This window comes from Rathayibacter sp. VKM Ac-2928 (assembly GCF_022815545.1).
GTDB lineage: Bacteria > Actinomycetota > Actinomycetes > Actinomycetales > Microbacteriaceae > Rathayibacter > Rathayibacter festucae.
The window spans coordinates 101,176-126,753 of sequence record NZ_JALGRU010000003.1; the positions used below are offsets into that span (position 1 = coordinate 101,176).

Genomic DNA, 25,578 nt, shown 5'->3' on the forward strand with positions numbered 1-25,578 from the left:
ACGATCCTCCGATCGGCCGGGCGTCGCAGGCGCGGTGAACCCCTGGATGCCCCGCATCCGCCCCTGCCGGCCCGCACCTCGTGCACCGGCTCTCGCGCGCACACCCGGATCCGCTCCCCGGACACTCGTCCCGGATCCGACCAGCCCAAGGATTCGTCATGTCCCTCCTCCACGCCCGTCCCGTCTCCGCTCCCGCCGAGGCCCCCCGCCTCCAGGCCGCCCCCGAGCCCGCACCCGCCGCTCCCCGGCTCCGCGCCGTGCCGCAGGGCACCGAGGCCCGCGGCTTCGCCCTCTACGTCGGCATCGACGAGGCCAAGGCCCGCGCCGCCGGCATCGACCTCGGCCGCCTGGTCGAGGAGCTCAAGCGCGTCACCGCCGAGTTCGCTCCCGACGCCGAGACCTACGCCTCCGTCGCACTCGCCCCCCAGGGCGCCGGCGGCCGCGACGTCGACGTCGTCCGCCTCGCCCTCCAGGATCCGGCCGCTGTCGCCCGCCGCCGCTCCGAGACCGAGCCCGACCTCGACCGGGCCCCCGGCGGCGTCGTCATCGACATCTCGCGCAAGCGCGTCATCCTCGACGACGAGACCACGGCCCTCACCTACAAGGAGTTCGAGCTGCTGCAGTACCTCGTCCTCCGCGAGGGCCGCACCATCGAGCGCGCCGAGCTGATCTCCTCACTCTGGGGAGCCGCCGACGACGACGCCCCCAACGAGCGCACCATCGACGTGCACGTCCGCCGCCTCCGCGCCAAGCTCGGCCGCTACGAGGACATCGTCCGCACCGTCCGCGGCGTCGGCTACCGCTTCGACCGCCACGCGGACGTCGCCATCCGCTACGCGTCCACCCCTAGCCCCGACCTGTTTTGAGGAGTGGGCGCTCGCGCCCACTCCTCACGTGCTCGATGTGCTGCGCGAGCGCGAGCGCTCGCTCCGCCGCGGTCGGCTCCGCGGGAGGTCGCGTCTCAGAGAGCGTCCTCCCTACGGCTCGTGAGAAACGCTGGCACGCGTTTCTCACCGAACGCCTCGCAGAGGGCGGCTGGTCGTTCGGCACGAGTCGGACGGGGGCGGCACCACGACATGCTGGTCGAGTAGCCGCGGAGCGGCGTATCGAGACCCATGCTCAGACGGAGGGTGGATCTCGATACGCCCGCGGAGCGGGCTACTCGATCAGCATGAAAGGGACAGCGGAGCTTCGCGCGTCTGCAAGCGGCAGCGCTCCGCGTGCCTGCGGGTCCCGCGCTCGGTTGACGGAGGCCGCGCAACCATGCTGGTCGAGGAGCCGCGGGACGCGGCGTATCGAGACCCCGCCTCCGGGCGACGCGGGGTCACAGGGAAACCTCAGGAAATCGGTCCTTGCGGCGTTATCGATCCGTTATATAGTTCAAGTGCGTCGACCGTTTGCTGTGGCGGGAAGCGCAAGAAGTGATTGCAGGACACTCTTGGTGCAAGGGAATGAAGGCCGGCCGCTCGCCTCAGCGGCCGGCCTTCTGTCGTTCCCGGACTGAGCACCGCCTCCGCGCGACACCCTCCGGACGACCCCCCGCCCCGGGCGCCGCGGGGCCGTCGAGACGCCGTATCCTGAACGGAACACAAGGAGGATGCGTGAGCTCGAGACGTGCGGTCGCCGCGTGGGAGTCGCTGTTCCGAGCGCAGGTGCACGTGATGCGGGCGCTGAGCACCGACTTCCCGTCGAAGGAGATCTCGCTCAACGAGTACGACGTCCTCTTCAACCTCACGCTGCAGCCCGAGCGCCGGGCCCGGCTCCGGGACCTGAACAAGCACGTCCTCCTGACGCAGCCGAGCGTCAGCCGCCTGATCGACCGCCTGGTCGCCCGCGGCTGCGTGACCAAGAGCGAGGACCCGACCGACGCCCGCGGCACGGTCATCCAGATCACCGACGAGGGCTACGCGCTCTTCCGGCGGGTGGCGATGACGCACATGCAGACGATCTCGGACCACGTCGGAGCGGCCCTCGACGACGACGAGCTGGAGCAGCTGACCGCCCTCTGCGACAAGCTGCGCGAGCGCGTCGCCTCGGCTTGAGCGCCCCCGCCCTCCGCTAGCACGCCCCGCCGCCGTGCGGCCAGCACTTCGCAGGGGCGCCGCGCTCGCGGATCATGGAGGGACCATGAGCAGCTCCTCCCCCACCCTCGTCTGGCTCCGCGACGACCTGCGTCTCGCCGACAATCCGGCACTCCGGGCCGCGATCGACCGCGGCGGCCCCGTCGCCGTCTGCTACGTGCTCGACGAGGAGTCCGACGGCATCCGACCGCTCGGCGGCGCGGCCCGCTGGTGGCTGCACGGGAGCCTGCTCGCGCTCGCGGGCGACCTCGAGGAGGCCGGAGCGTCCCTGATCCTGCGCCGCGGACCGGCCGAGGCCGTCGTCCTGCAGCTCGCCGAGGAGCTGGGCGCGGGCGCGGTGCACTGGAACCGCCGCTACGGCAAGGCGGAGCGGACCGTCGACGCCGCGATCAAGGAGGCGCTGCGCGACCGGGACGTCGAGGCGGAGAGCCACCAGGGCTCGCTGCTCTTCGAGCCGTGGACCGTGCAGACCGGCGGCGGCACCCCCTACTCCGTCTACACGCCGTTCGCGCGCGCCTGCCGCAACCGGGACACCCCGCGCGCTCCGCTGCCGCGACCGCGCGAGATCGACGGGATCGAGACGGAGGCGGCCTCCGACGACCTCGACGACTGGCAGCTGCTGCCGACCAGCCCCGACTGGGCGGGCGGGCTCCGCGAGCGCTGGGTGCCGGGCGAGAAGGCGGCGGCGAAGCGGCTGCGTGCGTTCCTCGCCGAGCAGCTCGACGACTACGCCGACGACCGGAACCTGCCGGCGCGCGATGCCACCTCGAATCTGTCTCCGCACCTGCGCTGGGGCGAGATCAGCCCGTTCCAGGTCTGGCACGCTCTCGAGGAGGCGCACGCGAAGGGGCAGCACCGCGGTGAGGGCAGCGACCGCTTCCTCGCCGAGGTGCTCTGGCGCGAGTTCTGCTACCACCTGCTCTTCCACTGGCCCGACCTCGCGACCGCCAACTTCGACTCCCGCTTCGACTCCTTCCCCTGGGGCCACCCGGGCGAGGACAAGATCGATGCCTGGCACCAGGGCCGCACCGGCTTCCCGCTCGTCGACGCGGGGATGCGCGAGCTCTGGAAGACCGGCTACATGCACAACCGGGTCCGGATGGTCACCGCGTCGTTCCTGATCAAGAACCTGCTGGTCGACTGGCGGGTGGGCGAGGACTGGTTCTGGGACACGCTCGTGGACGCGGACCCGGCGAGCAACGCCGCCAACTGGCAGTGGGTCGCGGGGTCCGGCGCCGACGCGTCGCCGTTCTTCCGCGTGTTCAACCCCGTCACGCAGTCGAAGAAGTTCGACCCGGAGGGCGGCTATCTGCGCGAGTACGTCCCGGAGCTGGCCGAGCTCGACCGCACCGTGATCCACGAGCCGTGGACGCTCGGCGACACGCTGACGCCGGAGGCGGACGGCTACCCCGCACCGATCCTCGACCTCAAGGAGACGCGGGTGCACGCCCTGGACGCGTTCGCGGTGATCAAGAGCGCGAAGCGCGACATCTCGCGCCGCGACGACGACGACTGAGACCCCGCCTCGGCCGTGGACGGGCCGGCCTTCGACGGCTCGGCCCTAGATGTACATCGCGGGGTCGATCCAGAATGCCGGATCCGCGAGCGCGTCCTCGGCACGGCCCAGCGCGCGCAGGTCACGGGCGGGGATCCCGACCAGCACCGCGTGGTCCGGGGCGTCCTTCACCACGACCGCGTTCGCGCCGACGCTCACGTCCGAGCCGAGCACGATCGGCCCGAGGATCACGGCCCCCGCGCCGACGACCACGCGGTCGCCGAGCGTCGGGTGGCGCCGCTCGCGCTTCGCCGACTTCCCGCCCAGTGTGACGGAGTGGTAGAGCATGCAGTCGTCGCCGATCAGCGCCGTCTCGCCGATCACGACACCCATGCCGTGGTCGATGAAGAGCCGGCGGCCGATCGTCGCGCCGGGATGGATCTCCACTCCGGTCGCCGCGCGGGCCGCCTGCGCGAGCAGCCGGGCCGGCAGGCGCGCGCCGCGCCGCCACCACCGGTGGGCGAGGCGGTGCACCCAGACCGCGTGCAGCCCCGGGTAGGCGAGCACCACCTCCGCCGCGCTGCGGGCCGCAGGGTCGCGCAGGCGCGCGGCCGCCACGTCCTCGCGGAGGCGTGCGAGGGCGGTGGGACGTCCGGCCACGCCCTGACGGGGTCCGGCGGCGCTCAGCTGCGGAGGTCCTCGTAGAGGACCGTCGAGATGTACCGCTCGCCGAAGTCGCAGACGATCGCGACGATCGTCCTGCCCGCGTTCTCGGGGCGCTTCGCGACCTCGAGGGCCGCCCACATGATCGAGCCGGAGGAGATGCCGCCGAGGATGCCCTCCTGCGCCGCCATCGCGCGTGCCACGCGCACCGAGTCGTCGAGGGTGACGTCGATGATCTCGTCGTAGACGTCGCGGTCGAGGTTGGCGGGCACGAAGTTGGCGCCGATCCCCTGGATCTTGTGCGGGCCGGCCGTGCCCTGCGTGAGGAGCGGCGAGTCGATCGGCTCGACGCCGATGATCTGCACGCCGGGCTTGCGCTCCTTCAGGACCTGGCCGACGCCGGTGATGGTGCCGCCCGTGCCGATGCCGGCGACGAAGACGTCGACCTCGCCGTCGGTGTCCTCCCAGATCTCCTCGGCCGTCGTGCGGCGGTGCACCTCCGGGTTGGCGGCGTTCTCGAACTGACGGGCGAGCACGGCGCCCGGGGTCTCGGCGACGATGGCCTGCGCCCTCTCGACCGCGCCGCGCATGCCCTCGGAGCCGGGGGTCAGCACGATCTCGGCGCCGTAGGCGCGCAGCAGGACCCGGCGCTCGGTCGACATCGTCTCGGGCATCGTCAGGATCACCTTGTAGCCGCGGGCCGCGCCGACCATGGCCAGCGCGATGCCGGTGTTGCCGCTCGTGCCCTCGACGATCGTGCCACCCGGCGGCAGCTCCCCCGACGCCTCGGCGGCGTCGACGATCGCGACGCCGATGCGGTCCTTCACGCTGTTCGCGGGGTTGTAGAACTCGAGCTTGGCCAGGACGACGGCGCTGTCCGCTCCGTCGAGGCGGTTGATGCGGACGAGCGGGGTCCTGCCGACGAGCTGCGTCACGTCGTCGTGGATGCGTGCCATGGTGTGTGCTTTCTGCCGGGGCCGACCGCCCCGGGGCCCCGGGGCGACTGGTGGTGCGGTGATGCCGACGCTCCCCTCGCGGGGACGCACCCTCCACGATACGGAAGCGGCGTCGCCGGGGGCGCCTTCCGCCGGTCATGCGCGCCGGATTCCCACCTCCGGGTCGCCGTCCGATTCCGAGGTCGCGGACGCCTCGTCACAGGTGCATCTCGTCCTCTCGGAGGACCCCCTCCTCCCGGGCGCGTCGCGTACCATGACCGAGGGGATTCGCACGACCGGCGCGACGACCCGCCACCCTGCATTCGCGCGGCACCACCGCGCCGGAAGGACCTCCCGCTCCATGGCTCTCCCCACCGCATCCCGCAGCTCCGCTCGACCGCTCGGGATGTCGTTGCGGGCAGTGCTGGGCTTCATCGGGATGAGTGCCGTGGCCGGCGTGCTGATCACCGTCGGCGTCACTCCGGCGCTCGCGCTGACGGGCCTCGCGACCAGCAACACCATCGGCATGTTCCAGAACCTGCCCGGCTACCTCGACGCCGGCCAGCTGATGCAGCGCACCAACATCTACGCGGGCGACGGCACCACCCTCCTCGCCTCCGTCTACAACCAGAACCGCGTCGAGGTCGGCTGGGACGAGGTCGCGCAGACCGCCAAGGACGCCGCGGTCGCCGGCGAGGACCCGCGCTTCTACGAGCACGGCGGCATCGACCTGCAGGGCACGCTCCGCGCGCTCGCGGTCACGCTGACCGGCGACGACCTGCAGGGCGGCTCGTCGATCACGCAGCAGTACGTCAAGAACGTCCTCGTGCAGAAGGCCGAGTCGATCACCGACGAGGCCGAGCGCGACGCCGCCTACAAGCTCGCCACCGACCCGACCCCCGAGCGCAAGCTCAAGGAGATGCGCCTCGCGATCGGCCTCGAGAAGGAGACGTCGAAGGACGACATCCTGCTCGGCTACCTCAACATCGCGCTCTTCGGCGGGACGGTCTACGGCATCGAGGCCGCGGCCAACTACTACTACGGCATCCCCGCCAGCCAGCTCTCGACCTCGCAGGCGGCGTCACTGCTGGCGATCGTCAACAACCCGTCGAAGTTCCGCTTCGACGACCCGACGGACGAGGCGAACGGCGCCGCGAACGGCTACGCCGCGACGAAGGAGCGTCGCGACTACATCCTGGCCGAGGAGCTGAAGTACTCGAAGATCAGCCAGGAGGTCTACGACGCGGCGATCGCCGAGCCGATCACGCCGAACATCACCGAGCCCTCCACCGGCTGCGCCACCGCGGGCAACGCGGCGTACTTCTGCGAGTACGTGCTGAACGTGCTGCGCAACGACGAGGCGTTCGGCGCCGACGACGACGAGCGCTACCAGCGGATCCGCCAGGGCGGCTTCGACATCGTCACGACCCTCGACCTCGACATCCAGCAGGTCTCGCAGGCGGCGATCAACGCCTACATCCCGTCGTACGACCCCCGCTTCCAGGTCGGCGCGACCGCCGCGTCGGTCGAGGCCGGCACCGGCCGCGTGCTGTCCATGGTGCAGAACACGAAGTACAGCCAGGACGAGGAGTTCCTCGCCGCGAACCCCGGCTTCAGCGCGATCAACCTCAACGTCGACGTCGACATGGGCGGCACGGCCGGCGTCCAGACCGGCTCGACCTACAAGGTCTTCACCCTCGCGCAGTGGCTGCAGGCGGGTCACACTCTCAACGAGTCGTTCCCGTCGCCGACCTCGGGCTTCCGCTCCTATCCGCAGAAGTGCGACACCGCGAACGACGGCTACTACGCGGGTGCGCGGTTCGCACCGCGGAACGACGTCGCGTCCGAGGACGCCTCATCGATGACCGCGGTCCAGGCGACGGCCAACTCGATCAACACCGGCTTCATGGGCATGGCCAACCAGCTCGACCTCTGCGACATCCGCACGACGGCGGAGTCCTTCGGCATCCACCGCGCCGACGCCAAGGAGCTGCAGAGCGGACCGGCAGCCGTTCTCGGGACCAACGAGATCGCACCGCTCACCGTCGCCAACGCGTACGCCGGCATCGCGAACGACGGGACGACCTGCGCCGCGATCGTCATCGACCGGATCACGGACAGCGCCGGCGCGGCCGTGGCGCCGCCCGCTCCGTCCTGCACGCAGTCCGTCACCCCGGAGGTGGCTCGAGGAATGCAGTACGCCATGCAGCGGGTCATCACCTCCGGTACCGCCACCGCCTCGGACCCGCGCGACGGCATCGAGCACATCGGCAAGACGGGCACGACCGACGAGGCGGCGGACGTCTGGACCGCCGGCGCCAGCCGCTCCGCGTCGCTCGCCGTCTGGGTCGGCAGCATCAAGGGCTTCGACGACGGATCGAAGCAGAACCTCCGCACCACGCGCCTCACCGGCGAGGAGGGGACCATCCGGGCCGCCGACGCGCGTCACGCGATCTGGAAGCCGATCATGACGGCGCTCGACCAGAAGTACGGCGGCGACGACTTCATCGACCCGCCCGCCTCCATGCTCGCGTCGTCCCCGCGCACCGCCACGCTGACCGAGGTGCCGGACGTGACCGGGCTGACGGTCGCCGCGGCCACGGCCACCCTCACCGCCGCCGGCTTCTCCGTCGGCAGGAGTGAGCCTGTCGGCTCGACGTCGGTCCCCGAGGGCTCCGTCGTCTCGACGACGCCCAGTGCGGACGAGACCGTCCTGCGGGGTGCCGTCATCCCGCTGCAGGTGAGCATCGGCGAGGCGTCGAAGAATCCGGGCGACAACGCCGACATCAACGGCACGCTGCTCACCGCCGATTCCGAGTGACGTCGCCGGGCCGCCGCACCTGACGGCGTGCGCCACCCCGTCGCACGACGCCGACCGTGCAGGACATCGGCGATCCGGTCCTCACCCTGAACAGCGCGGGTCACTCAGCGTGCCCGCACGGCTGAAGGGTCACGTGGTCACGTGGTCGTCGCGCGGAGGATGTGCCCGCGGCTCGCTCCCGTCAGCGGGCGGACGTGTTCCGTGCCGGGCGCTGGAGCCGCGGGCGCGCCTGGGCGGGGATGTCGGGAGCGTCGCCTAGGGTGCTGGTGCACCGAGAGGATCCATCCTGAAGCGTCCGAACGTTCCCGTCTTCCAGCCCCGTCGCACCGTCCACGGGGCCCTCGGCGCGCTGTTCGGATTCGTGATCGTCAGCGTGCTGGCCGGGCTGCTCGCGACGATCGTCGTGGCGCCGGCGGTCGCGCTCACCGGGGCCGCCACCTCGGGCACGATCTCGGCGTTCCAGTCGCTGCCGAGCTACCTCGAGGTCGGCGAGCTGATGCAGAAGACGGACGTCTACGCGGGCGACCCCGAGGACCCGACGCTCCTCGCCTCCTTCTACGACCAGAACCGCATCGAGGTGGCCGCCGACCAGATCGCGGCGCCGGTCTTCGACGCCCTCGTCTCGAGCGAGGACCCGCGCTACTACGAGCACGGCGGCATCGACCTGCAGGGCACCCTGCGCGCCGTCGCGAGCACCTACCTCCTCGACGCGGCGCCGCAGGGCGGCTCGTCGATCACGCAGCAGTACGTCAAGAACGTCCTCGTGCAGAAGGCCGAGTCGATCAGCGACGAGACCGAGCGCGCCGCGGCCTACGCGGAGGCGACCGCGACCACTCCCGAGCGCAAGCTCAAGGAGATGCGTCTCGCGATCGGGGTGGAGAAGGAGTACTCGAAGGACGAGATCCTCCTCGGCTACCTCAACATCGCCCTCTTCGGCGGCACCGTCTACGGCATCGAGGCCGCGGCCGAGTACTACTACGGCATCGATGCGGCCGACCTCTCGGTCGGGCAGTCGGCCGCGCTGCTGGCGATCGTCAACAACCCGGAGAAGTTCCGCTTCGACCGCCCCGACGACCCCGACAACGGCGAGGCGAACGGCTACGCGCTGACCACGAGCCGGCGCGACTACATCCTCGACCGGATGCTCGAGTACGGGAAGATCGACGCCGCGACCCGCGACGCCGCGAAGGCCGCGCCGATCGAGCCGGTCATCACTCCCCCGTCGACCGGCTGCCAGACCGCGGGCAGCGCCGCCTACTTCTGCGACTACGTCTCGCACGTGCTGCGCAACGACCCGGCCCTCGGCGCCACCGCCGACGAGCGCTACGCGGCGCTCAAGCGCGGCGGGCTCAAGGTCTATACGACGATCGACCTCGCCATGCAGGACACCTCGGCGCAGGTCATGACCGACCAGGTGCCCGCGACCGACCCGCGCTTCGACGTCGGGGCCGCGGCCGTCGGCGTGGAGACCGGGACCGGGCGGATCCTGAGCATGGTGCAGAACAAGAAGTACAGCCAGGACCCGGAGCAGATCGCCTCGGCCGACGGCGCCGAGTACTCCGCGATCAACCTCTCGGTCGACGCGGCCTACGGGGGCGGCAACGGCTTCCAGCCGGGCTCCACCTACAAGGTCTTCACGCTGATGGAGTGGCTGCAGGACGGGCACACCCTGCTCGAGCAGTTCGACGCCAAGAACAAGAACTGGACCGGCTTCCAGGACAGCTGCGAGGGCCCGCAGGACTACGGGGTGTTCAATCCGAACAACAACGGCGGGCAGATCTTCCCTGCCTCGCTGAACGCACTGGAGTCCACGATCGACTCCATCAACACCGGCTTCATCGGCATGGCACACCTGCTCGACCTCTGCGACATCCGCAAGACCGCGGAGGCGTTCGGCGTGCATCGCGCGGATGCGACCCCGCTGCTCGAATCCCCGGCGACGGTGCTCGGCACGAACGAGATCGCCCCGCTGACCATGGCGGTCGCCTACGCGGGCGTCGCGAACGACGGCCGGACCTGCAGCGCGGTGGCCATCGACTCGATCATCGGGCCCGAGGGGCAGGACATCGAGGCGCCCGCCTCGACCTGCACGCAGTCGACGACGACGGCCGTCGCCCGCGCCACGCAGTACGCGCTGCTCGAGGTCACCTCGCAGGGCACCGGTCAGGCGGCGAGCCCCGGCGACGGCATCGAGCACATCACCAAGACCGGCACCACCGACGGTGCGGCCGACGGCTGGACGCTCGGCGCCTCCTCCGAGGTCGCCCTCGCGGTCTGGGTCGGCAGCATCTCCGCACTGAACGACGCCGGCAAGCGGATGGCGCTCGACTCGATCGACTTCGACAGCGGCTCGGCGATCCTCGCGCGGCACCGGATCTGGAACCCGGTGATGACCGCCTTCGACCGCGAGTACGGCGGCTCCGCCTTCGCGAAGCCCGACCAGTCGCTGGTGAAGGCGCCGATGGTGACGATCCCGGACGTGACCGGGAAGAGCGTCGACGCGGCCGTCAGCGCGCTCAAGGCCGCGGGGTTCGTGGTCGGCGGGATGAGCCAGGTCGACTCGTCGGTGCCCGAGGGCCAGGTCGCCGGGACGGATCCCTCGGCGGGGACCTCGGTGATCCGCGGCACGGAGATCGGCGTGCGGATCAGCACCGGCTCGGCTGCGACGAGCCCGCCGCAGCCGTCGGTCTGAGCCCAGCGCGTTCCGCCGTCAGTGGTGGAAGCGGTGCACGACCGCGTGGCCCCTGCCGCGGCCGATCAGCCAGCGGTTGACCGGGGTGGTGACCACGAAGGCCAGGGCGAGCGAGCCGGCGAGGGAGCCCCAGAAGAGCCCCGTCGCGAGACCCGCGTCCATCGCGCCGGGGATCGCCAGCATCGCCGTGTTGTCGATGACCTCCATCACCGCTATCGAGACGGTGTCCGCCGCGAGGGCGATGCCGACGGCGGCGCGCCAGGAGACCCCCGCGCGGAGCACGCCGCGCATCGTCAGGGCGTAGCCGAAGGCGAAGGCGAGCACGATCGAGAGCACGACGGTACCGAGGGTGTGCAGCCCGAGTGCGGTGCCGAGCACCATGCCGAGGACCTCGCCGATGGCGCAGCCGGTGAGACAGTGCAGGGTGGCCGTCGCGGCGGTCCGCCAGGACGTCGTGGCGGAGGACGTGTGCGTGCTGTGGTCGTGCGCGGCGTCGGTCATCGGTGCTCCCTCGTGGTCGGTCACCGTGGTGCAACATACCCCCGGGGGGTATATTCCCGAGTCGAGTGATTCCGCGCGACCGGGAAGGGTCAGAGCTGGACGGCGGCGGCAGGCAGGAGGCCGAACTCGACCAGCTCGGCGTCGGTGAGGAGGCGGCTGCGGATCATGAAGCGCTTGCCCTCGGGCGCCTCGACGCTGAAGCCGCTCCCCCGCCCGTCGACCAGGTCGACGGTGAGGTGGGTGTGCTTCCAGTACTCGAACTGCGTCCGGGACATGTAGAACTCGATCGGGGCGAGCCCGTCGACGTGCAGTGTCTCGACGAGCACGTCGGACGCTCCCGTGCGGAACATCCCGACCGGGAAGCACATCGGCGAGCTGCCGTCGCAGCACCCGCCGGACTGGTGGAACATCAGCGGGCCGTGCAGCTCGCTCATCCTCCGCAGCATGCCGGCTGCCGCCTCGGTCACGTCGACGCGCGTGCTGTCCATGGGCGGTGTCCTCTCGGTGGTGCGGTGTCTGGCGGGGTGGGTCTCGATACGCCCGCTGCGCGGGCTACTCGACCAGCATGGAAGGGCCCGCAACCGCGGGAAGCGCGACGCGGATCCTGGGTGCGAAGCGGAGCGAGGAGGCCGAGCTCCCGCACCTGCTGGTCACGTGGGTCTCGATACGCCCGCTGCGCGGGCTACTCGACCAGCATGCTTGCGGGAAGTGCGAAGCGGAGCGAGCCCCACCACCGCGCCCGCGCGGCGCGGCAGCAGGGGAGAGCGCGGAGCGCGAATCCGCGTGCCAGCGGATTCGCGGAGCGCGACGCTCCCCGCTCCACTCGGCGCGACCACCTCGGAAAGCCGACCGCGGCGGTGATGACGAGCGGAGCGAGGAATCGCCGCAAGACGGCTCAAAAGAAGCCCATGGGCCCTTCCGCGTAGCTGACGAGGAGGTTCTTCGTCTGCTGGTAGTGGTCGAGCATCATCTTGTGGTTCTCGCGGCCGATGCCGGACTGCTTGTAGCCGCCGAAGGCAGCGTGGGCGGGGTACTGGTGGTAGGTGTTGGACCAGACGCGGCCGGCCTCGATGGCGCGGCCGGCGCGGTAGAGCTGGGCGCCGTTGCGGCTCCAGACTCCGGCGCCGAGGCCGTAGAGGGTGTCGTTGGCGATGGCGATGCCGTCGTCGAAGTCCTCGAAGGAGGTGAGGGCGAGGACGGGGCCGAAGATCTCCTCCTGGAAGATGCGCATGGAGTTGCGCCCCTCGAAGACCGTCGGGTTGACGTAGTAGCCGCCGCTGAGCTCGCCGCCGAGGTCGGCGCGGTCACCGCCGATGAGCAGCTTCGCGCCCTCCTGCTTGCCGATGTCCATGTAGGAGAGGATCTTCTCCAGCTGGTCGTTGGAGGCCTGGGCGCCGATCATCGTCGAGACGTCGAGCGGGTTGCCCTGCTTGATCCGGCCGACGCGCTCCAGTCCGTCGCCGACGAAGTCGTCGTAGATGGACTTCTGCACGAGGGCGCGGGAGGGGCAGGTGCAGACCTCGCCCTGGTTGAGGGCGAAGAACGAGAAGCCCTCGAGCGCCTTGTCGTAGAAGGAGTCGCGCTCGGCGGCCACGTCGGCGAAGAACACGTTGGGGCTCTTGCCGCCGAGCTCGAGGGTGACCGGGATGAGGTTCTCGCTCGCGTACTGCATGATCAGGCGGCCTGTGGTCGTCTCGCCGGTGAAGGCGATCTTGCGGATCCGCGGGTGCGAGGCGAGCGGAGCGCCGGCCTCGATCCCGAAGCCGTTGACGATGTTGAGGACGCCGTCGGGCAGCAGGTCGTGGATCAGGTCCATCAGGACGTGGATCGACGCGGGGGTCTGCTCGGCCGGCTTGAGGACGATGCAGTTGCCGGCGGCGAGCGCCGGAGCGAGCTTCCACACGGCCATCAGGATCGGGAAGTTCCAGGGGATGATCTGGCCGACCACGCCGAGCGGCTCGTGGAAGTGGTAAGCGATGGTGTCGTGGTCGATCTCGGAGACGCCGCCCTCCTGGGCGCGCAGGGCGCCGGCGAAGTAGCGGAAGTGGTCGATCGCGAGGGGGATGTCGGCGGCGAGGGTCTCGCGCACCGGCTTGCCGTTCTCCCAGGTCTCGGCGACCGCGAGCAGCTCGAGGTTCGCCTCCATCCGGTCGGCGATGCGCAGCAGGACGTTCGCGCGCTCGGCAGGGCTGGTCTTGCCCCAGCTCGGGAAGGCCTTCCAGCCGGCCTCGACCGCGCGGTCGATGTCCTCGGCGGTGCCGCGGGCGATCTCGCAGAAGGGCTTCCCGGTGATCGGGGTGATGTTCTCGAAGTACTGGCCCTTCGCGGGGGCGACGTACTCGCCTCCGATGAAGTGGTCGTAGCGGGAGCGGAACGAGGCGACGGATCCCTCCGTGCCCGGGTTGGCGTAGACCGTGGACTCCGGTTCCTTCGGTGCCTGGTCGGCTACCGGGTCGGCGTACAGCGTCATGTGGACCTCCATCGACGTCGTTGTCGGGTGAGTGCGGGGTGTCGCGCTCGGTCCGACCGTACGTCGCGGGAGGTTGCACGCCGTTGCACGGCCGCGGAGACGGAGGCGGTGGCCGAGCGCGGGTCAGCGCTGCTCGGCCTCGAGCTCCTCGAGGTGCGCGACGATGCCGGCGCGGCGGGGCGAGCGGCGCGGCAGGATCCGCAGCAGCTCGGCCCAGACCTCCGCGTCGTCGTGGCCGTCGGGCCCGTGCGCGTAGGCGAGCAGCGTCTCGGCGGCAGCGCTGGTGAGCACGGTGGCGCGGACGCGGGCGCGCAGCTCGTCGGCGATCGCGCGGATGCCGGGGGCCTCGGAGCCGGGCAGCGGGGCGCCGGCGTAGGCGTCGAGGGCGAGCCGGTGCGCGCCGCGATCGAGCAGGCCGACCACCTGGCGCGCGTCGAGGTCGACCGGACTGGCGAGGCGGTACGGGCGCGAGAGCGGCACCAGCCTCGGGAGGCGCGGCTCGAGGATCCGGCGCAGGCGCACCATCTCGGCGCGCACGGTGACCACCGCGTCCTCCCGCCCGTAGAGCAGCTGGGCGAGCGCCTCGGCGGACAGCCCCGCGCGGTGCCAGGCGAGGAGGGTGAGGATCTCGGCGTGCCGGGTGGAGAGCTCGAGCTCGACGCCGTCGGCGGTGACGACGCCGGTCTCGCGGCCGAGGACGCGCAGGCTCGGCGCGCGGGCCGCCGCGGGCCGAGGTGGCGAGCGGCGGGGTTGCGCGCGGCGCGGGCGCTGCAGCCGCTGCACCATCAGCTGGCTCTCGACGGCCGCCGCGGTCGCCTCCATCAGCGGCAGGGTCTGCGGCGCGACGACCTCGGCGCCGCCGGTGATGTCGATCACCCCGAGGATCTCGTGGGTCTCGGGGTCGTGGATCGGCACCGCGGTGCAGCTCCACGGGTGGACGAGGGACGCGAAGTGCTCGGCGCCGTGGATCTGCACGCCGTGGTCGAGGACGAGGGCGGTGCCGGGAGCGGAGGTGCCGACGTCGGGCTCGGCCCAGGCCGCGCCCTCGACGAAGAGCATCCGCTCGGCGGAGCTCTTCAGCGCCTGATCGCCGTCGATCCAGAGCAGCCGCCCGAGGGCGTCGCCGACCGCGACGAGCACGCCGCTGTCCTCGTCGGCGTCGCGGACGAGGAGGCGCCGGATGACGGGCAGCACTGAGGCGAGCGGGTGGCCCATCCGGTAGTCGCGCAGCTCGTCGCTCGAGAAGGACAGCGGCGCGGTGAGGCGCTCGGGGTCGAGGCGGTGGCGGCGCGCCCGCTCCCAGGACGCCTCGACCAGCGGGCGGCGGCGACCGCTGCCGGGCAGGGCGAGCCAGGGGTTGGTCATCGGATCCGCCCCCTCGTCGTCGATCGGTGAGGCGCTCAGGCGCCGCGGCAGGGCAGAGGCTACTCCGCGAGGCTCGACGGCGCCTCAGGCGCGACGACCTCGGACCTCCTGCGGCGCGGCACTCCCCCGGCGCGCACTCCCCCGGCGCGCGGGCAGTGCCAGGAGCAGCACGGCGAGCACCAGGACGACGATGCCGGCGACCGCGTCGGGCGTCAGCCGCTCGCCGAGCAGGGCGACGCCGAGGAGGGTCGCGGTGGCGGGCTCGACGAGGGTGAGCGTCGAGACCGTGGCGGCGGGCAGGAGGCGCAAGCCCCGCGCGAAGAAGGTGTAGGCGACCGCGACGGTCACCACGCCGAGCCAGAGCACGGCGGGGAGGGAGCCGGCGAGGCGTCCGGGGTCACCCGCGAGCAGGACCGGCAGCGCGAGCAGCGCGGCGGTGCCGAACTGGGCGCCCATCGCGGCGGCCGGGCTGAGGCCGCGCTCGAGCAGCAGCTTGCCGCAGACCGCGTAGAGCGCGTAGGCGGCGCCGGCCCCGGCCGAGCCGGCGAGACCGAGCACGGAGACTCCGCCCGCGGCGCCACCGGTCAGCAGGCCGGCGAGCAGCACGACGCCGACCGCGGCGAGCGCCGTCGAGACGAACCAGCGCGGGCTCGGGGCGGAGCGCAGCAGGAGCCACTCGAGCAGTCCGGTGAAGGCGGGGGCGGAGCCGAGCGCGACGATCGTGCCGACCGCGACGCCGTTCTCGGCGGTGCCGGTGAAGAAGGCGGGCTGGTACGCGGCGACGCCGGCCGCGCCGAGGAGGACGAGCAGCACCGTCGAGACGCGCGGCCTCCGGGCGGCGCGGCGCGGAGCGCGCGCCGTCTCGACGCCGAGCAGGGCGGCCAGCAGCGCCCCGCCGAGCACGATCCGGGCGGCGCCGAGCAGCAGCGGATCGACGCCCTCCGCGCCGAGCGACTGCGCGGTGCCGGTGGTGCCGAAGCAGACCGCGGCGAGGACGATCGCGGCGACCGCGGATCCGCGAGACCCCATCTCCGCCCCGTCCCGCGGCCGGGCGGCGCGCGGGCTCCAGTCTGGCAGCGGCGGACCTTCCGCCGTTCAGGTTCCGGGCCCAGGATGGCGGTACGGTCGAAGCGAAGGCGGGTGGAGCATGGGCATCGCGGAACCGTTCGATGTGGAGAGCTACCGTCGCAGCGCGCACGGCAGCCTCCGCGACCACTTCTCGATCCGCGAGTTCGAGGAGGCGCCGCTGGATCGCGAGGCGATCGTCGCGTCCGCCTACCTCCGCGCTCTCGAGCACGCGGCCGTCGTGCGGGTGCTGCCGCTCGCGCGGGCGCATCCGGACCCGCGGGTGCGGTCGTTCGCGACGACCTGGGCCGCCGAGCGGCACCGGATCGCCGATGCGCTCGGCGAGGTGCTGGCGGCCTCGCCGCGGATCCGCGGTGTCGAGACCGGCCCGGCCGAGCCCGTGGTCAGGAGCCGGGTGCTGCGCGACCGCTCGTCCCGGCTGCTCGCAGGGCCCATCGCCCTCGCGCTGGCGGTCGACGCGCAGATCGCGCTGCACGCCTACCGCCGCCTCGCGCGGCTGTCGCTGCACCCCGAGATGGAGCGCCTCGCCGAGACCGTCGCCGCGATCCTCGAGCGGCACGCCGACTTCTTCGGCGAGCTCGCCGGAGACGCGATCGGCCGGCCGCTGCGCCGCCGGATCGTCGCCGCCGCCGTGCTCGCCTCCGTGCGGCTGCCGGTCGGCGAGGCGGCGCTGCCCGAGGAGCTCGCCCGCGAGGGACGCGAGCTGGTCTTCGGCCGCGACGACGGCGGGCTCGACGGGATCGACGCGGGCGTCGTCGCGCTCTACGCGCTGCCCTGCACGGCGGCGCGGCGGCTGCTGCGACCGCATCGCACGCTGCCGCTGCGCGCGGCGGTGCAGGCGGGGCGCGTCGGCGCCGACGTGGTCGCGGGGGTGCGGGAGCTGCGGTCGCTGGTCGCGGACTGAGCCGACGGCGACCCTGAGCGCCGCGCTTCTCGAGGACGCCCTCCGCGCTACGCGGATTCCCGCTGGACGAGGCTCACGGGCAGGATCCGCTGCCGGTCGATCTCGCGTCCCTGCAGGACGGCGACGACGGTCTCGGCGGCGATGCGGCCCATCTCCGCGAGGGGCTGGCGGATCGTCGTGATCGGCGGGTCCGTCGTGGTCGCGATGACGACGTCGTCGAAGCCCACGACCGAGACGTCCGTCGGCACGCGCCGCCCCGCGGCCCGGAGGACGTGGATCGCGCCGTGCGCCATCAGGTCGGAGGAGGCGAAGATCCCGTCGAGATCGGGGTAGCGCTGCAGGAGGCGCACCATCGCGGTCACGCCGCTCTCGACCGTGAACGCACCGTGCGCGAGGGGCGCGTAGTCGATGCCCAGGTGCTCCAGTTCGTCGCGCCAGCCGCGCAGCCGCTCACGGGCGGGCTTCATGTCGTGGGGGCCCGTGATGATGCCGAGTCGCCGACGGCCGGACTCGGCCAGCACTCGTGCGGCGAGCCTCCCTCCCCCGTAGTTGTCCGCATCGATCACGAGCGCGTCGTCCGCGAGGGCGACCCGCGGCCGTCCCACCCAGGCGATCGGGGCCGGAGAGTCCGCCAGCTCCTGGGTCACCTGGGTCATCTCGTTCTGCAGGATCACGATGGCCCCGTCGACCGCGCGCGTGCGGAGGAGCCGGGCGACGCGGCCCCTGTCGTCGTAGTCCGCGGGCAGCAGGACCGGCTGGACTCCCTGCGCGTGCAGGCTCGCCGCGGCGCCCTTCAGGACCGCCGTGAGGATCGTCCCGGGCAGGCGGTCGAGATCCTCGAAGGCGACGATCAGCGCGATCGAGCCCGCGCGTCCCCCGCGCAGCATGCGCGCGGCGCCGTTCGCCTCGTAGCCCAGCTGCTTCGCGGCGCGCTCCACGGCGGCGGTCATCCCGGCGTCGACGTTGGTCCGGCCCGCGAGCACGCGCGCGGCGGTCGCACGGGACACCCCCGCGATGCGCGCGACGTCCACCAGTGTCGGTTCAGCCATCGCCTGTCCTTCTGTCGAGGAGGAGCGACCGCGACGGCGTCGCGGGAGCGCCACGAGTCACCGTCCTGTGCTCCGAAGACACAGGATGTCAGAGTTCGGTCCGCGCGCTGCCAGCTGCGATCGGGGGCTTGCGGGCACAGCAGGACGGTCCGCGTGATGCCGGAGTCCCGAGCCGCCGAAACACCCGTGTCACCTGCCTGGGGTACGGTGACCGCCGGGGTTCGCGAGGAGACGCATGCACAGGGCAGGACGGCTGGCACGGCGCCTCGGCGTCGGCGCCCTCGCCGCGCTCGTGCTGGTGGTCGGCGCCGGGATCCCGGTCTACGTGCTGCCCGCGATCGATCCGGTGCCGGAGCACGCCGACGCGGTCCTCGTCCTCGGGCCGCCCACCCGCGCGCGCACCGAGCTCGGCCGCGACCTCGTCGAGGCGGGAGTGGCCGACACCCTGGTGATCTCGGTCTGGGCCTCGGATCTGGCCGCGGCTCCGGGCGAGAACGACGTCGTGGCCTGCGACGAGCCGGACATGGACGTGATCTGCTTCACCGCCGAGCCCGGGACCACCCAGGGCGAGGCGCGCGCCCTGGCCGACGACGCGCGGGCGGACCACTGGGACAGCGTCGTCGTCATCACGCAGACCCCCCACATCGCCCGGGCGCGCCTGCTGCTCGGCCGATGCTTCGACGGCGAGCTGTCGATGGTGTCCTCCGGCGAGCCCTACACGCTCGGCGACTGGGCCTACGAGTACGTCTACCAGACCGGCGCGTTCGTGAAGGCGCTCGCGGACCCGGCCTGCTGACCGGACCCGCACCGACCCGGGCCGCTCAGCCGAGCAGCTCGCGCACGTCCTCCGCGGTGATGCCGCCGGTCGCCGCCGCGCCGTCGTCGGACATCACGGCCGCGAACAGGGCGGCCTTCGCCTCCTTGAGCGCCATCACCTTCTCCTCGATGGTGTCCTTCGCGACGAGCCGGTAGACCATCACCGAGCGGGTCTGGCCGATGCGGTGGGCGCGGTCGACGGCCTGCGACTCCGTCGCCGGGTTCCACCACGGGTCGAGCAGGATGCAGTAGTCGGCCTCGGTGAGGTTGAGGCCGAAGCCGCCCGCCTTCAGCGAGATGAGGAAGACGCCCGCCTCGCCGGAGCGGAAGCGGTCGATCACCTCGTCGCGCTTCTTGGTGGCGCCGTCGAGGTAGGCGTACTCGACGCCAGCCGCGTCGAGCCGGCCGCGCACCCGGCCGAGGAAGCGGGTGAACTGGCTGAAGACCAGCACCCGGTGCCCCTCGGCGAGCGCGTCGGCGAGCAGCTCGTCGAGCAGGTCGAGCTTGGTCGACGGCACCGTGGCGTGCGCCTCATCGACCAGGGCCGCGTCGAGCGCGACCTGGCGGAGCACGGTGAGGGCGCGGAAGATCGCGAACCGGTTCTTCTCGAAGTCGCCGATCAGGCCGAGCACCCGCTGCCGCTCGCGGGCGAGGTAGGTGTCGTAGACCTTGCGCTGGCGGGTGCCGAGCTCGACCTCGATGGTCTGCTCCTGCTTGGGCGGCAGCTCCGTCGCGACGAGCTCCTTGGTGCGGCGGAGCATCAGCGGGCGGATGCGGCGGCGCAGCTGGCTGAGGCGCTCGGTGTCGGCGTCGCGCTCGATCGGCTTCTGGTAGTACTCGGCGAAGCCGGCCGGCGAGGGGAAGAGGCCCGGAGCGACGATCGACAGCAGCGACCAGAGCTCCATCACGTTGTTCTCCATCGGCGTGCCCGTGATGGCGAGCTTGAACGGCACGTCGAGGCGCCGGGCGAGCTGATGGGTGGCCGACTGGCGGTTCTTGACGAACTGCGCCTCGTCGAGCAGGAAGCCGGACCACTGGATGCCGGCGTAGGACTCGTAGTCGAGGCGGAAGAGGGCGTAGGAGGTGACGACCAGCTCGGCCTCGCCGATCATCGTCGACAGCGCCTTACGCTTCTTCTTCGAGGTCTCGTCGATGCCGACCACGCGCAGGTCGGGGGCGAAGCGCTTGGCCTCGCCGACCCAGTTGGGCACGACGCTCGTCGGCGCGACGACGAGGAACGGGCGGGGCGAGGTGCCGGCGCTCGCGGCGGCCGCGCGCTGCTCCTGCATCACCCGGGTGACCAGCGCGAGCGACTGCACGGTCTTGCCGAGGCCCATGTCGTCGGCGAGGACGCCGCCGAGCTGGTTGTCGTAGAGGAAGGAGAGCCAGTCGTAGCCGAGCTGCTGGTACGGCCGCAGCTCGACGGCGAAGCCCTCGGGGAGGGCGCGGGACTCGAGGGCGCCGGTCGCGGTGAAGCCGGAGAGGCCCTCGACCGAGCGGCGCCAGGCGGCGGCCTGCGCCTCGACGACGCCGAGCTCGACCAGCTCGTCCCAGAGCGAGGACTGGAAGCGGCTGATCCGGAGCGTCTCGCTCGGGTCGTCGGAGAGCTCGCGCGCCTCGGCGATCAGCTCGCGGAGACGGCCGAAGCGCTCGTCGTCCAGCGCGAAGTAGACGCCGCTCGGCAGCACCATGTACTCGTCGCCGCGGGCCAGGGCGAGGAAGATCTCGGCGAGCGGGACCGCCTCCTCGTTGACCGTGACCGAGATCTCGAGGTTGAACCAGTCGCGGCTGTCCGGCTGGGCGACCGTCTGCACGGCGACGACCGGAGCGGTCTCGGCCTCGCGGTACTCGACGCGCTGGCCGATCTCCTCGATCTCGACAGTGCCGAGCTCGCGCAGGCGCTCGACCTCGCCGGTGAGGAAGCCGACGGTCTGCATGCCGCGCAGGTCGAAGGTGGGGCGGAGGCGGCGGCTCGAGGGCGAGACCAGGGCGGGCGTCGACTCCGGGTCGATGCCGGCGCCGCCGAGCGAGTCGAGGATCCGCTGCTCGGCCTCAGCGTCGCGGTAGCCGGACTCGTCGTCCAGGCGCAGCGGGAGGCGCTCGGCCTCGGTGCCGCGGCCGCCCTCGATGCCGTAGCGCCACCACCAGGAGCCACGGAGTCCCGCGCCTTCGGTGTGCTCGAGGGTGAGGCCGAGCCGCGGCTCGGGGACGGGCGGCGCCTCGAAGGAGCCGTCGCGCGAGACGATGTCGAAGAGGCGGTGCAGGCGCTGGTAGTGCTCGGTGAGGAACGCCGACTCCTCCTGCTCCGGGATGCGGATCGGCTCGTTGCTCCAGAGGAAGGTCCGGGCGGAGGAGACCAGCGGCGCGGCGAACGGCACGAGCGTGACGGCCTTGCCGCGCAGCTCGTCGCCCTCGTCCCACGTGTAGAGGCCGACGGCGGGGTCGCCGATGAAGCCGAAGTGCTCGGGCGCCGGGTGGTCGCCGATCGCGACGAGCGAGCGCAGCTCGAGGCCGGCCGGGGTGCGGGTGACGTCGATGGACGCCGTGGCGGTGGTGTCCAGGATCTTCAGCGGGGTCTGGTCGCGGTCGCCCATGACCAGGCCGATGCCGGCGCGGACGGCGCCGTGCAGGGCCGCCCAGATCGCCTCGCTCCGGCACTGGTCGAGGTAGAGCCAGGTGTCGGGCGAGTAGTAGCTGGAGGCGCTGTGCCCGGAGAGCAGGCCCTGCATCTCGCGGACGACGTCGATCTGGCGCTCGTCGTAGTCGTGGCTGTAGTGGAGGTAGCCGAGGTCGCGCCAGCTGGTGCCGGTGCGGACCCAGCGGTCGCGGTCGCCCATCCGCACCGGGCGGACGCCGAGGCGCGGGCGCGGCTCGGGCGGCGGACGATAGCTGTTGTAGCGGCCGGGCGGGCGGCGCACGGGCTCGCCGGGGAGGAGCTCGAACTGGAGGCCGAGCGGGATGCCGGAGTGCGAGCGCTCGGCGCCGGCGAGCAGCGGCGCCAGGGCGCTGCGCCACTCCGGGACCGCGTCGACGGCGGCCTCGCCGGGGAACGGGCCGCTCAGGGCGCCCTCGCGCTCGCGGCGCAGCGCCTCGATCAGGACGGCGGCGACGTGCTTGCACTCGTGCTTGACCGGGCAGCTGCAGGCGCCGCCGAGGAGGATCGAGTGGTCGCCCTCGTCGCGCAGCTGCACGCTCACGGCGTAGGGCGAGCGGCCGGAGCCGCGGACCTGGCCGAAGAGCCGGGTGCGCCCGCCGAACCACTGCAGCTCGGCGACGCGGCCCTCGTCGGCGTAGGCGACGCCCTTGTCGAGGGCGGCGGTGCCGACGAGTCCCCGGATGTCCTGCTCGCTGAAGGGTTCGCGGCCCTCGGCCCCGGGCGCGGCCGAGGGGGGCAGCACCTCTTCGGGGGGACTCTGGCGGGCCATGGACCTCACGCTCTCCGCGCACCGACCGGAGCGCATCCGTCCATTCAACCCGATTCCGGAGGCGCCGGGAGCCGCGGAGCGGGATCCGCGCCCTCCGCGCCCGCTCCTACGATGGACGGATGCCCCGCCTGTCGATCGTCTCGGCGCACACCTCGCCCCTCGAGCAGCCCTCGACCGGCGATGCCGGCGGGATGAACGTGTACCTCGCCGGGGTGCTGCCCGAGCTCGCGGCGCTCGGCTGGGAGGTCACCGTGCTCACCCGCGGCGAGGGCGTGCGGCGGCTCGCGCCGGGGGTCTCGGTGGTCGGCGTGCCGGTCGAGGCGGCGGACAAGTACGCGCTGGCCGCCTCCGCGCCGGCGTTCGCCGAGGCCGCCGAGGGTGCGGACGTCGTGCACTCGCACTACTGGGTGTCGGGGCTGGCGGGGGCGCTGACCGGCGCTCCGCACGTGCACTCGATGCACTCGAACTCGCTGGCGAAGAACGTGCGGCTGGTGCCGGGCGACGTGCGGGAGCCGGAGGAGCGGATCCGCGCCGAGCGCTCGGTCCTGGGCTCGGCGGACGCGGTGGTGGTCGCGGGGGCGTCGGAGCGGTCGGACGTCGTGGACGGATACGGGGTGGATCCGGCGCGCGTGCTGGTCGTGCCGCCGGGGGTGGATGCGCGGTTCTCGCCGGGTGACGGCGAGCGCGCGCGGGAGATCGTGCTGCTCGGGCGGGTGCAGCCGCTGAAGGGGCAGCTGCTGGCGGTGCAGGCGCTGGCGCGGATCCCGGTGGGCGAGCGGCCGCTGCTGCGGCTGGCGGGCGGGCCGGCGCCGGGACGCGAGGGGTACCTGGAGGAGGTGCGCGCTGCGGCGCGGGAGCTCGGGGTGGACGAGTGGGTGCGCTTCGAGGGCGTGGCCGACCGGGAGACGGCGGCGGCGCTGCTGCGGGGGGCGCGGCTCGCGCTGGTTCCGTCGGCGGCGGAGACGTTCGGGCTGATCGCGCTCGAGGCGGCGGCGAGTGCGACGCCGGTGCTCGCCCGGCGGACGACCGGGCTGGTCGACGCGGTGCGCGACGGCGAGAGCGGCGTGCTGATCGACTCCGGCGACCCGGCGGTGTGGGCGGCGGAGATCCGCCGGCTGCTCGCCGACGACGCCGAGCGCGCGCGCCTCGGCCGCGGCGGCGTGCAGTGGGCGGCGGCCCACACCTGGGCGGCCGCGGCGGCGCGCCTGGACGCGCTGTACCGCGGGCTGCTGCGGGGGCGCTGACGCCGACATGCTGATCGAGCAGCCCTCGCAGAGGGCGTGCGCACCATGCTGATCGAGTAGCCCTCGCAGAGGGCGTATCGAGATCCGGCGTCGCGCGGTGGGCGGGTCTCGATACGCCGCGATGCGGCTACTCGACCAACATAGGGGCGCCGCTCCGCGGCTCCGCAGGCGGTCAGTCGGCGATGGCCGGGGTGCCCGGGTCGAAGTGGGCGCCGCGGGTGGAGCGGTACCAGGGGGCGAGGCGGTCGGGCGAGACGGCGACCATGGCGGCGCCGGTGAAGCCGGCGTCGTTGCCGAAGCGGGCGGAGACGATCTCGGTGCCGAGGTCGAGGAAGCGGGCGAACTCGTCGAAGACGTGCGCCGCGGCTCCGCCGATCACGAAGAGCTGCGGCGAGAGCAGCATCTCGAGGTGCCGGTAGTAGACGTTGAGGCGGCCCGCCCACTCCTCGAGGGTGATGCCCTCGCGGCGGACGGCGGAGAAGCCGACGCGCGGCTCGAAGTCGGGGCCGTCGATGTGCACGTGGCCGAGCTCGGAGTTGGGGATGACCTCGCCCTCGTAGACCAGCGCGGTGCCGATCCCGGTGCCGAGCGTGGTGAGCAGGCAGAGGCCCTCGCGGTCGCGCATCGCGCCGAACTCGCGCTCGGCGACGCCGGCTGCGTCCGCGTCGTTGACGACGACGACGTCGACGCCGGTCGCCTCGGACAGCAGCGCCTGCGCGTCGATCCCGACCCAGCGCTGCGAGACGTGGGTGGTCTGCCGCACGATGCCGCCGCGGACGATGCCGGGAAAGCCCACGCCGACGGGCGTGCCGGCGATCGGCGAGACGTCGCGGACGATGCCGGCGATGGCCGCGGCGAAGTCCTCGGGCTCCTTGCCGACGGGGTTCGCGACGGCGAAGCGGCGGGCGGCGCGCTCGCCGGTGGTCACGTCGACGAGGGAGGCCTTGATCGAGGTGCCGCCGATGTCGACGCCGACGGCGAAGCGCGGGAGGAGGCCGTCCTGGGGCTGGGTCACGGATGCTCCGTCTGGGAAGTGGTGGCGAGGGCTGACCTCGGGCTCGCGGGAACGCGCACGGCTCGCCGGATCACAGGATCCCGACGAGCATTGGACGAGTCTACGAGCCGGAGGTCCGAGCGGGCTCGGAGGTGGCGTCGAGGCCGTCCAGGAGGTAGGCGATCACCGGCTCGTAGAGGTGCACGGCGAGACCGTCGTCGATCGGGACGACCACCTCGATCGAGCCCTGCGCTTCGGCGACGAAGACGGCGGGGTCGTTGCAGTCGGCGATCGCGATCGTCGGCAGACCGCGCCGCCCGGCCGCCCCGGCCCAGCCGTGGTCGGCGACGACGAGGTCGGGGCGGATGCCGAGCGCCTCGAGCTCGTCGAGGAGGGCGTTCATCGGCTCGGCCGAGTGGGTGTGCTGGAGGCTGCCGCCGCGGTAGGCGCAGGTGACGCCGCCCGTGCACCAGAGGCGCTGGTGCTCGTCGGCCAGGGCGACTCGGATGCCGTCGGGGCGGGCGAACGGGAGGGCGTTCACGTCGATCACGCGGGCGCCCGCCGCCGTCGCGGCCGCGGCGAGCCGGCGGTAGACGTCCAGCAGGGTCGCAGGGTGCGCGGTGGCGAAGAGGATCAGCGCGCCCTCGCGCACGGCGCGGGCGAAGCGGTCGCGATAGGCGTCGAGCGCGGCGACGGTGAGCGCGGCGTCGATCCGGTCCTGGCCGTGCTCGAACGCGGGGTCGGTGCTGATGCCGACCCGCTGCCCCATCAGCGCGAGCAGGCTCTCGACGTCCCAGTGCTCGGCGACGTCGACGCCGTAGAGGTGGGCGGGCTCGCGGGCGGCCAGGCGGCGGAGGTTGCCGAGGTTGCTCGCGCGGCCGGTGAGGACGGCGCCGGTGAGGAGTGACTCGTCGAGGAGCGCGGCGAGCGCGGCGGCGGACAGCGGCATGCGGAGGGGCCTTCCGGTGGGGGTCCCTCGAGCGTAGTTCGAAACCCGTGCTTGACGAGTGACAGTCGCCGATATATCGTTACTACAT

Annotated in this window: 19 protein-coding genes; 8 read left to right on the top strand and 11 right to left on the bottom strand. The window is 72.6% G+C overall.

Going from position 1 to position 25,578, the window contains the following annotated elements; all coding sequences use genetic code 11:
* The first annotated feature begins 158 nt into the window (after positions 1-158).
* From MT350_RS12010 to MT350_RS12020, 3 genes are all read left to right on the top strand, one after another.
* Entirely contained in the window at positions 159-866 is a 708-nt protein-coding gene (locus tag MT350_RS12010) for a winged helix-turn-helix domain-containing protein (protein ID WP_123736761.1), read from the top strand.
* Positions 867-1,661: 795 nt separating this feature from the next.
* Entirely contained in the window at positions 1,662-2,042 is a 381-nt protein-coding gene (locus MT350_RS12015; protein ID WP_243598696.1) for a MarR family winged helix-turn-helix transcriptional regulator, read from the top strand.
* An 85-nt stretch (positions 2,043-2,127) separates the two neighbouring features.
* Positions 2,128-3,597 carry a deoxyribodipyrimidine photo-lyase gene (locus MT350_RS12020; protein ID WP_243598288.1) on the top strand — a complete coding sequence of 490 codons (1,470 nt, stop codon included), beginning with the start codon at positions 2,128-2,130 and terminating at the stop codon, positions 3,595-3,597.
* Positions 3,598-3,642: 45 nt separating this feature from the next.
* Here the strand turns inward: MT350_RS12020 and epsC are convergent, their stop codons facing one another.
* Both epsC and cysK read right to left on the bottom strand, forming a co-directional pair.
* Entirely contained in the window at positions 3,643-4,236 is a 594-nt protein-coding gene (gene epsC / locus MT350_RS12025) for a serine O-acetyltransferase EpsC (RefSeq protein ID WP_243598287.1), read from the bottom strand.
* A 23-nt stretch (positions 4,237-4,259) separates the two neighbouring features.
* The gene (gene cysK / locus MT350_RS12030) at positions 4,260-5,195 is read right to left on the bottom strand and encodes a cysteine synthase A (RefSeq protein WP_123736823.1); all 936 of its coding nucleotides are present in this window, start codon (positions 5,193-5,195) and stop codon (positions 4,260-4,262) included.
* Between the two features lie 418 nt (positions 5,196-5,613).
* Between cysK and MT350_RS12035 the strand changes: the two genes are divergently transcribed.
* Entirely contained in the window at positions 5,614-7,995 is a 2,382-nt protein-coding gene (locus MT350_RS12035; RefSeq protein WP_243615971.1) for a penicillin-binding protein, read from the top strand.
* A gap of 361 nt (positions 7,996-8,356) precedes the next feature.
* Positions 8,357-10,687, top strand: coding sequence for a penicillin-binding protein (locus tag MT350_RS12040; RefSeq protein WP_243615972.1), 2,331 nt, complete (start codon positions 8,357-8,359; stop codon positions 10,685-10,687).
* Positions 10,688-10,705: 18 nt separating this feature from the next.
* On the opposite strand, the gene MT350_RS12045 is transcribed toward MT350_RS12040, so the two are convergent.
* The 5 genes from MT350_RS12045 to MT350_RS12065 all read right to left on the bottom strand — a co-directional run bounded on the left by MT350_RS12045 (position 10,706) and on the right by MT350_RS12065 (position 16,052).
* On the bottom strand, positions 10,706-11,188 hold the full coding sequence (locus tag MT350_RS12045; protein WP_243615973.1) for a DUF4396 domain-containing protein: 483 nt from the start codon (positions 11,186-11,188) through the stop codon (positions 10,706-10,708).
* An 89-nt stretch (positions 11,189-11,277) separates the two neighbouring features.
* Positions 11,278-11,676 carry a DUF779 domain-containing protein gene (locus MT350_RS12050; protein ID WP_123736755.1) on the bottom strand — a complete coding sequence of 133 codons (399 nt, stop codon included), beginning with the start codon at positions 11,674-11,676 and terminating at the stop codon, positions 11,278-11,280.
* A 407-nt stretch (positions 11,677-12,083) separates the two neighbouring features.
* On the bottom strand, positions 12,084-13,658 hold the full coding sequence (locus tag MT350_RS12055) for an aldehyde dehydrogenase family protein (RefSeq protein ID WP_243615974.1): 1,575 nt from the start codon (positions 13,656-13,658) through the stop codon (positions 12,084-12,086).
* Between the two features lie 123 nt (positions 13,659-13,781).
* Positions 13,782-15,023 carry a helix-turn-helix domain-containing protein gene (locus tag MT350_RS12060; protein ID WP_123736753.1) on the bottom strand — a complete coding sequence of 414 codons (1,242 nt, stop codon included), beginning with the start codon at positions 15,021-15,023 and terminating at the stop codon, positions 13,782-13,784.
* An 84-nt stretch (positions 15,024-15,107) separates the two neighbouring features.
* Positions 15,108-16,052, bottom strand: coding sequence for a DMT family transporter (locus tag MT350_RS12065; RefSeq protein WP_243615975.1), 945 nt, complete (start codon positions 16,050-16,052; stop codon positions 15,108-15,110).
* A 118-nt stretch (positions 16,053-16,170) separates the two neighbouring features.
* Here MT350_RS12065 and MT350_RS12070 point away from each other — a divergent pair, with 118 nt between their 5' ends.
* On the top strand, positions 16,171-17,013 hold the full coding sequence (locus tag MT350_RS12070) for a ferritin-like domain-containing protein (protein WP_243615976.1): 843 nt from the start codon (positions 16,171-16,173) through the stop codon (positions 17,011-17,013).
* 47 nt (positions 17,014-17,060) lie between these two features.
* Here the strand turns inward: MT350_RS12070 and MT350_RS12075 are convergent, their stop codons facing one another.
* A complete protein-coding gene (locus MT350_RS12075) occupies positions 17,061-18,062 on the bottom strand; it encodes a LacI family DNA-binding transcriptional regulator (RefSeq protein ID WP_243615977.1) in 1,002 nt (333 codons plus the stop codon).
* A 235-nt stretch (positions 18,063-18,297) separates the two neighbouring features.
* Here MT350_RS12075 and MT350_RS12080 point away from each other — a divergent pair, with 235 nt between their 5' ends.
* Positions 18,298-18,858 (top strand): hypothetical protein, encoded by a 561-nt coding sequence (locus tag MT350_RS12080; protein WP_132437502.1) that lies wholly within the window; start codon positions 18,298-18,300, stop codon positions 18,856-18,858.
* Between the two features lie 25 nt (positions 18,859-18,883).
* Here the strand turns inward: MT350_RS12080 and MT350_RS12085 are convergent, their stop codons facing one another.
* Positions 18,884-22,303 carry an SNF2-related protein gene (locus MT350_RS12085; RefSeq protein ID WP_127887454.1) on the bottom strand — a complete coding sequence of 1,140 codons (3,420 nt, stop codon included), beginning with the start codon at positions 22,301-22,303 and terminating at the stop codon, positions 18,884-18,886.
* A 119-nt stretch (positions 22,304-22,422) separates the two neighbouring features.
* Between MT350_RS12085 and MT350_RS12090 the strand changes: the two genes are divergently transcribed.
* Positions 22,423-23,547, top strand: coding sequence for a glycosyltransferase (locus MT350_RS12090; RefSeq protein ID WP_243615978.1), 1,125 nt, complete (start codon positions 22,423-22,425; stop codon positions 23,545-23,547).
* A gap of 172 nt (positions 23,548-23,719) precedes the next feature.
* Here the strand turns inward: MT350_RS12090 and MT350_RS12095 are convergent, their stop codons facing one another.
* Positions 23,720-24,562 (bottom strand): ROK family protein, encoded by an 843-nt coding sequence (locus MT350_RS12095; protein ID WP_123446641.1) that lies wholly within the window; start codon positions 24,560-24,562, stop codon positions 23,720-23,722.
* A gap of 100 nt (positions 24,563-24,662) precedes the next feature.
* The gene (locus MT350_RS12100) at positions 24,663-25,490 is read right to left on the bottom strand and encodes a phosphatase (RefSeq protein ID WP_243615979.1); all 828 of its coding nucleotides are present in this window, start codon (positions 25,488-25,490) and stop codon (positions 24,663-24,665) included.
* Positions 25,491-25,578 lie beyond the last annotated feature (88 nt).

Excerpts from the sequence above, each read along its gene's own strand:
- MT350_RS12010 (WP_123736761.1), top strand. The coding sequence starts at position 159 with ATGTCCCTCCTCCACGCCCGTCCCGTCTCCGCTCCCGCCGAGGCCCCC.
- MT350_RS12015 (WP_243598696.1), top strand. The coding sequence starts at position 1,662 with ATGCGGGCGCTGAGCACCGACTTCCCGTCGAAGGAGATCTCGCTCAAC.
- MT350_RS12020 (WP_243598288.1), top strand. The coding sequence starts at position 2,128 with ATGAGCAGCTCCTCCCCCACCCTCGTCTGGCTCCGCGACGACCTGCGT.
- cysK (WP_123736823.1), bottom strand. The coding sequence starts at position 5,195 with ATGGCACGCATCCACGACGACGTGACGCAGCTCGTCGGCAGGACCCCG.
- MT350_RS12035 (WP_243615971.1), top strand. The coding sequence starts at position 5,614 with ATGAGTGCCGTGGCCGGCGTGCTGATCACCGTCGGCGTCACTCCGGCG.
- MT350_RS12045 (WP_243615973.1), bottom strand. The coding sequence starts at position 11,188 with ATGACCGACGCCGCGCACGACCACAGCACGCACACGTCCTCCGCCACG.
- MT350_RS12050 (WP_123736755.1), bottom strand. The coding sequence starts at position 11,676 with ATGGACAGCACGCGCGTCGACGTGACCGAGGCGGCAGCCGGCATGCTG.
- MT350_RS12055 (WP_243615974.1), bottom strand. The coding sequence starts at position 13,658 with ATGACGCTGTACGCCGACCCGGTAGCCGACCAGGCACCGAAGGAACCG.
- MT350_RS12060 (WP_123736753.1), bottom strand. The coding sequence starts at position 15,023 with ATGACCAACCCCTGGCTCGCCCTGCCCGGCAGCGGTCGCCGCCGCCCG.
- MT350_RS12065 (WP_243615975.1), bottom strand. The coding sequence starts at position 16,052 with ATGGGGTCTCGCGGATCCGCGGTCGCCGCGATCGTCCTCGCCGCGGTC.
- MT350_RS12070 (WP_243615976.1), top strand. The coding sequence starts at position 16,171 with ATGGGCATCGCGGAACCGTTCGATGTGGAGAGCTACCGTCGCAGCGCG.
- MT350_RS12075 (WP_243615977.1), bottom strand. The coding sequence starts at position 18,062 with ATGGCTGAACCGACACTGGTGGACGTCGCGCGCATCGCGGGGGTGTCC.
- MT350_RS12080 (WP_132437502.1), top strand. The coding sequence starts at position 18,298 with ATGCACAGGGCAGGACGGCTGGCACGGCGCCTCGGCGTCGGCGCCCTC.
- MT350_RS12085 (WP_127887454.1), bottom strand. The coding sequence starts at position 22,303 with ATGGCCCGCCAGAGTCCCCCCGAAGAGGTGCTGCCCCCCTCGGCCGCG.
- MT350_RS12090 (WP_243615978.1), top strand. The coding sequence starts at position 22,423 with ATGCCCCGCCTGTCGATCGTCTCGGCGCACACCTCGCCCCTCGAGCAG.
- MT350_RS12100 (WP_243615979.1), bottom strand. The coding sequence starts at position 25,490 with ATGCCGCTGTCCGCCGCCGCGCTCGCCGCGCTCCTCGACGAGTCACTC.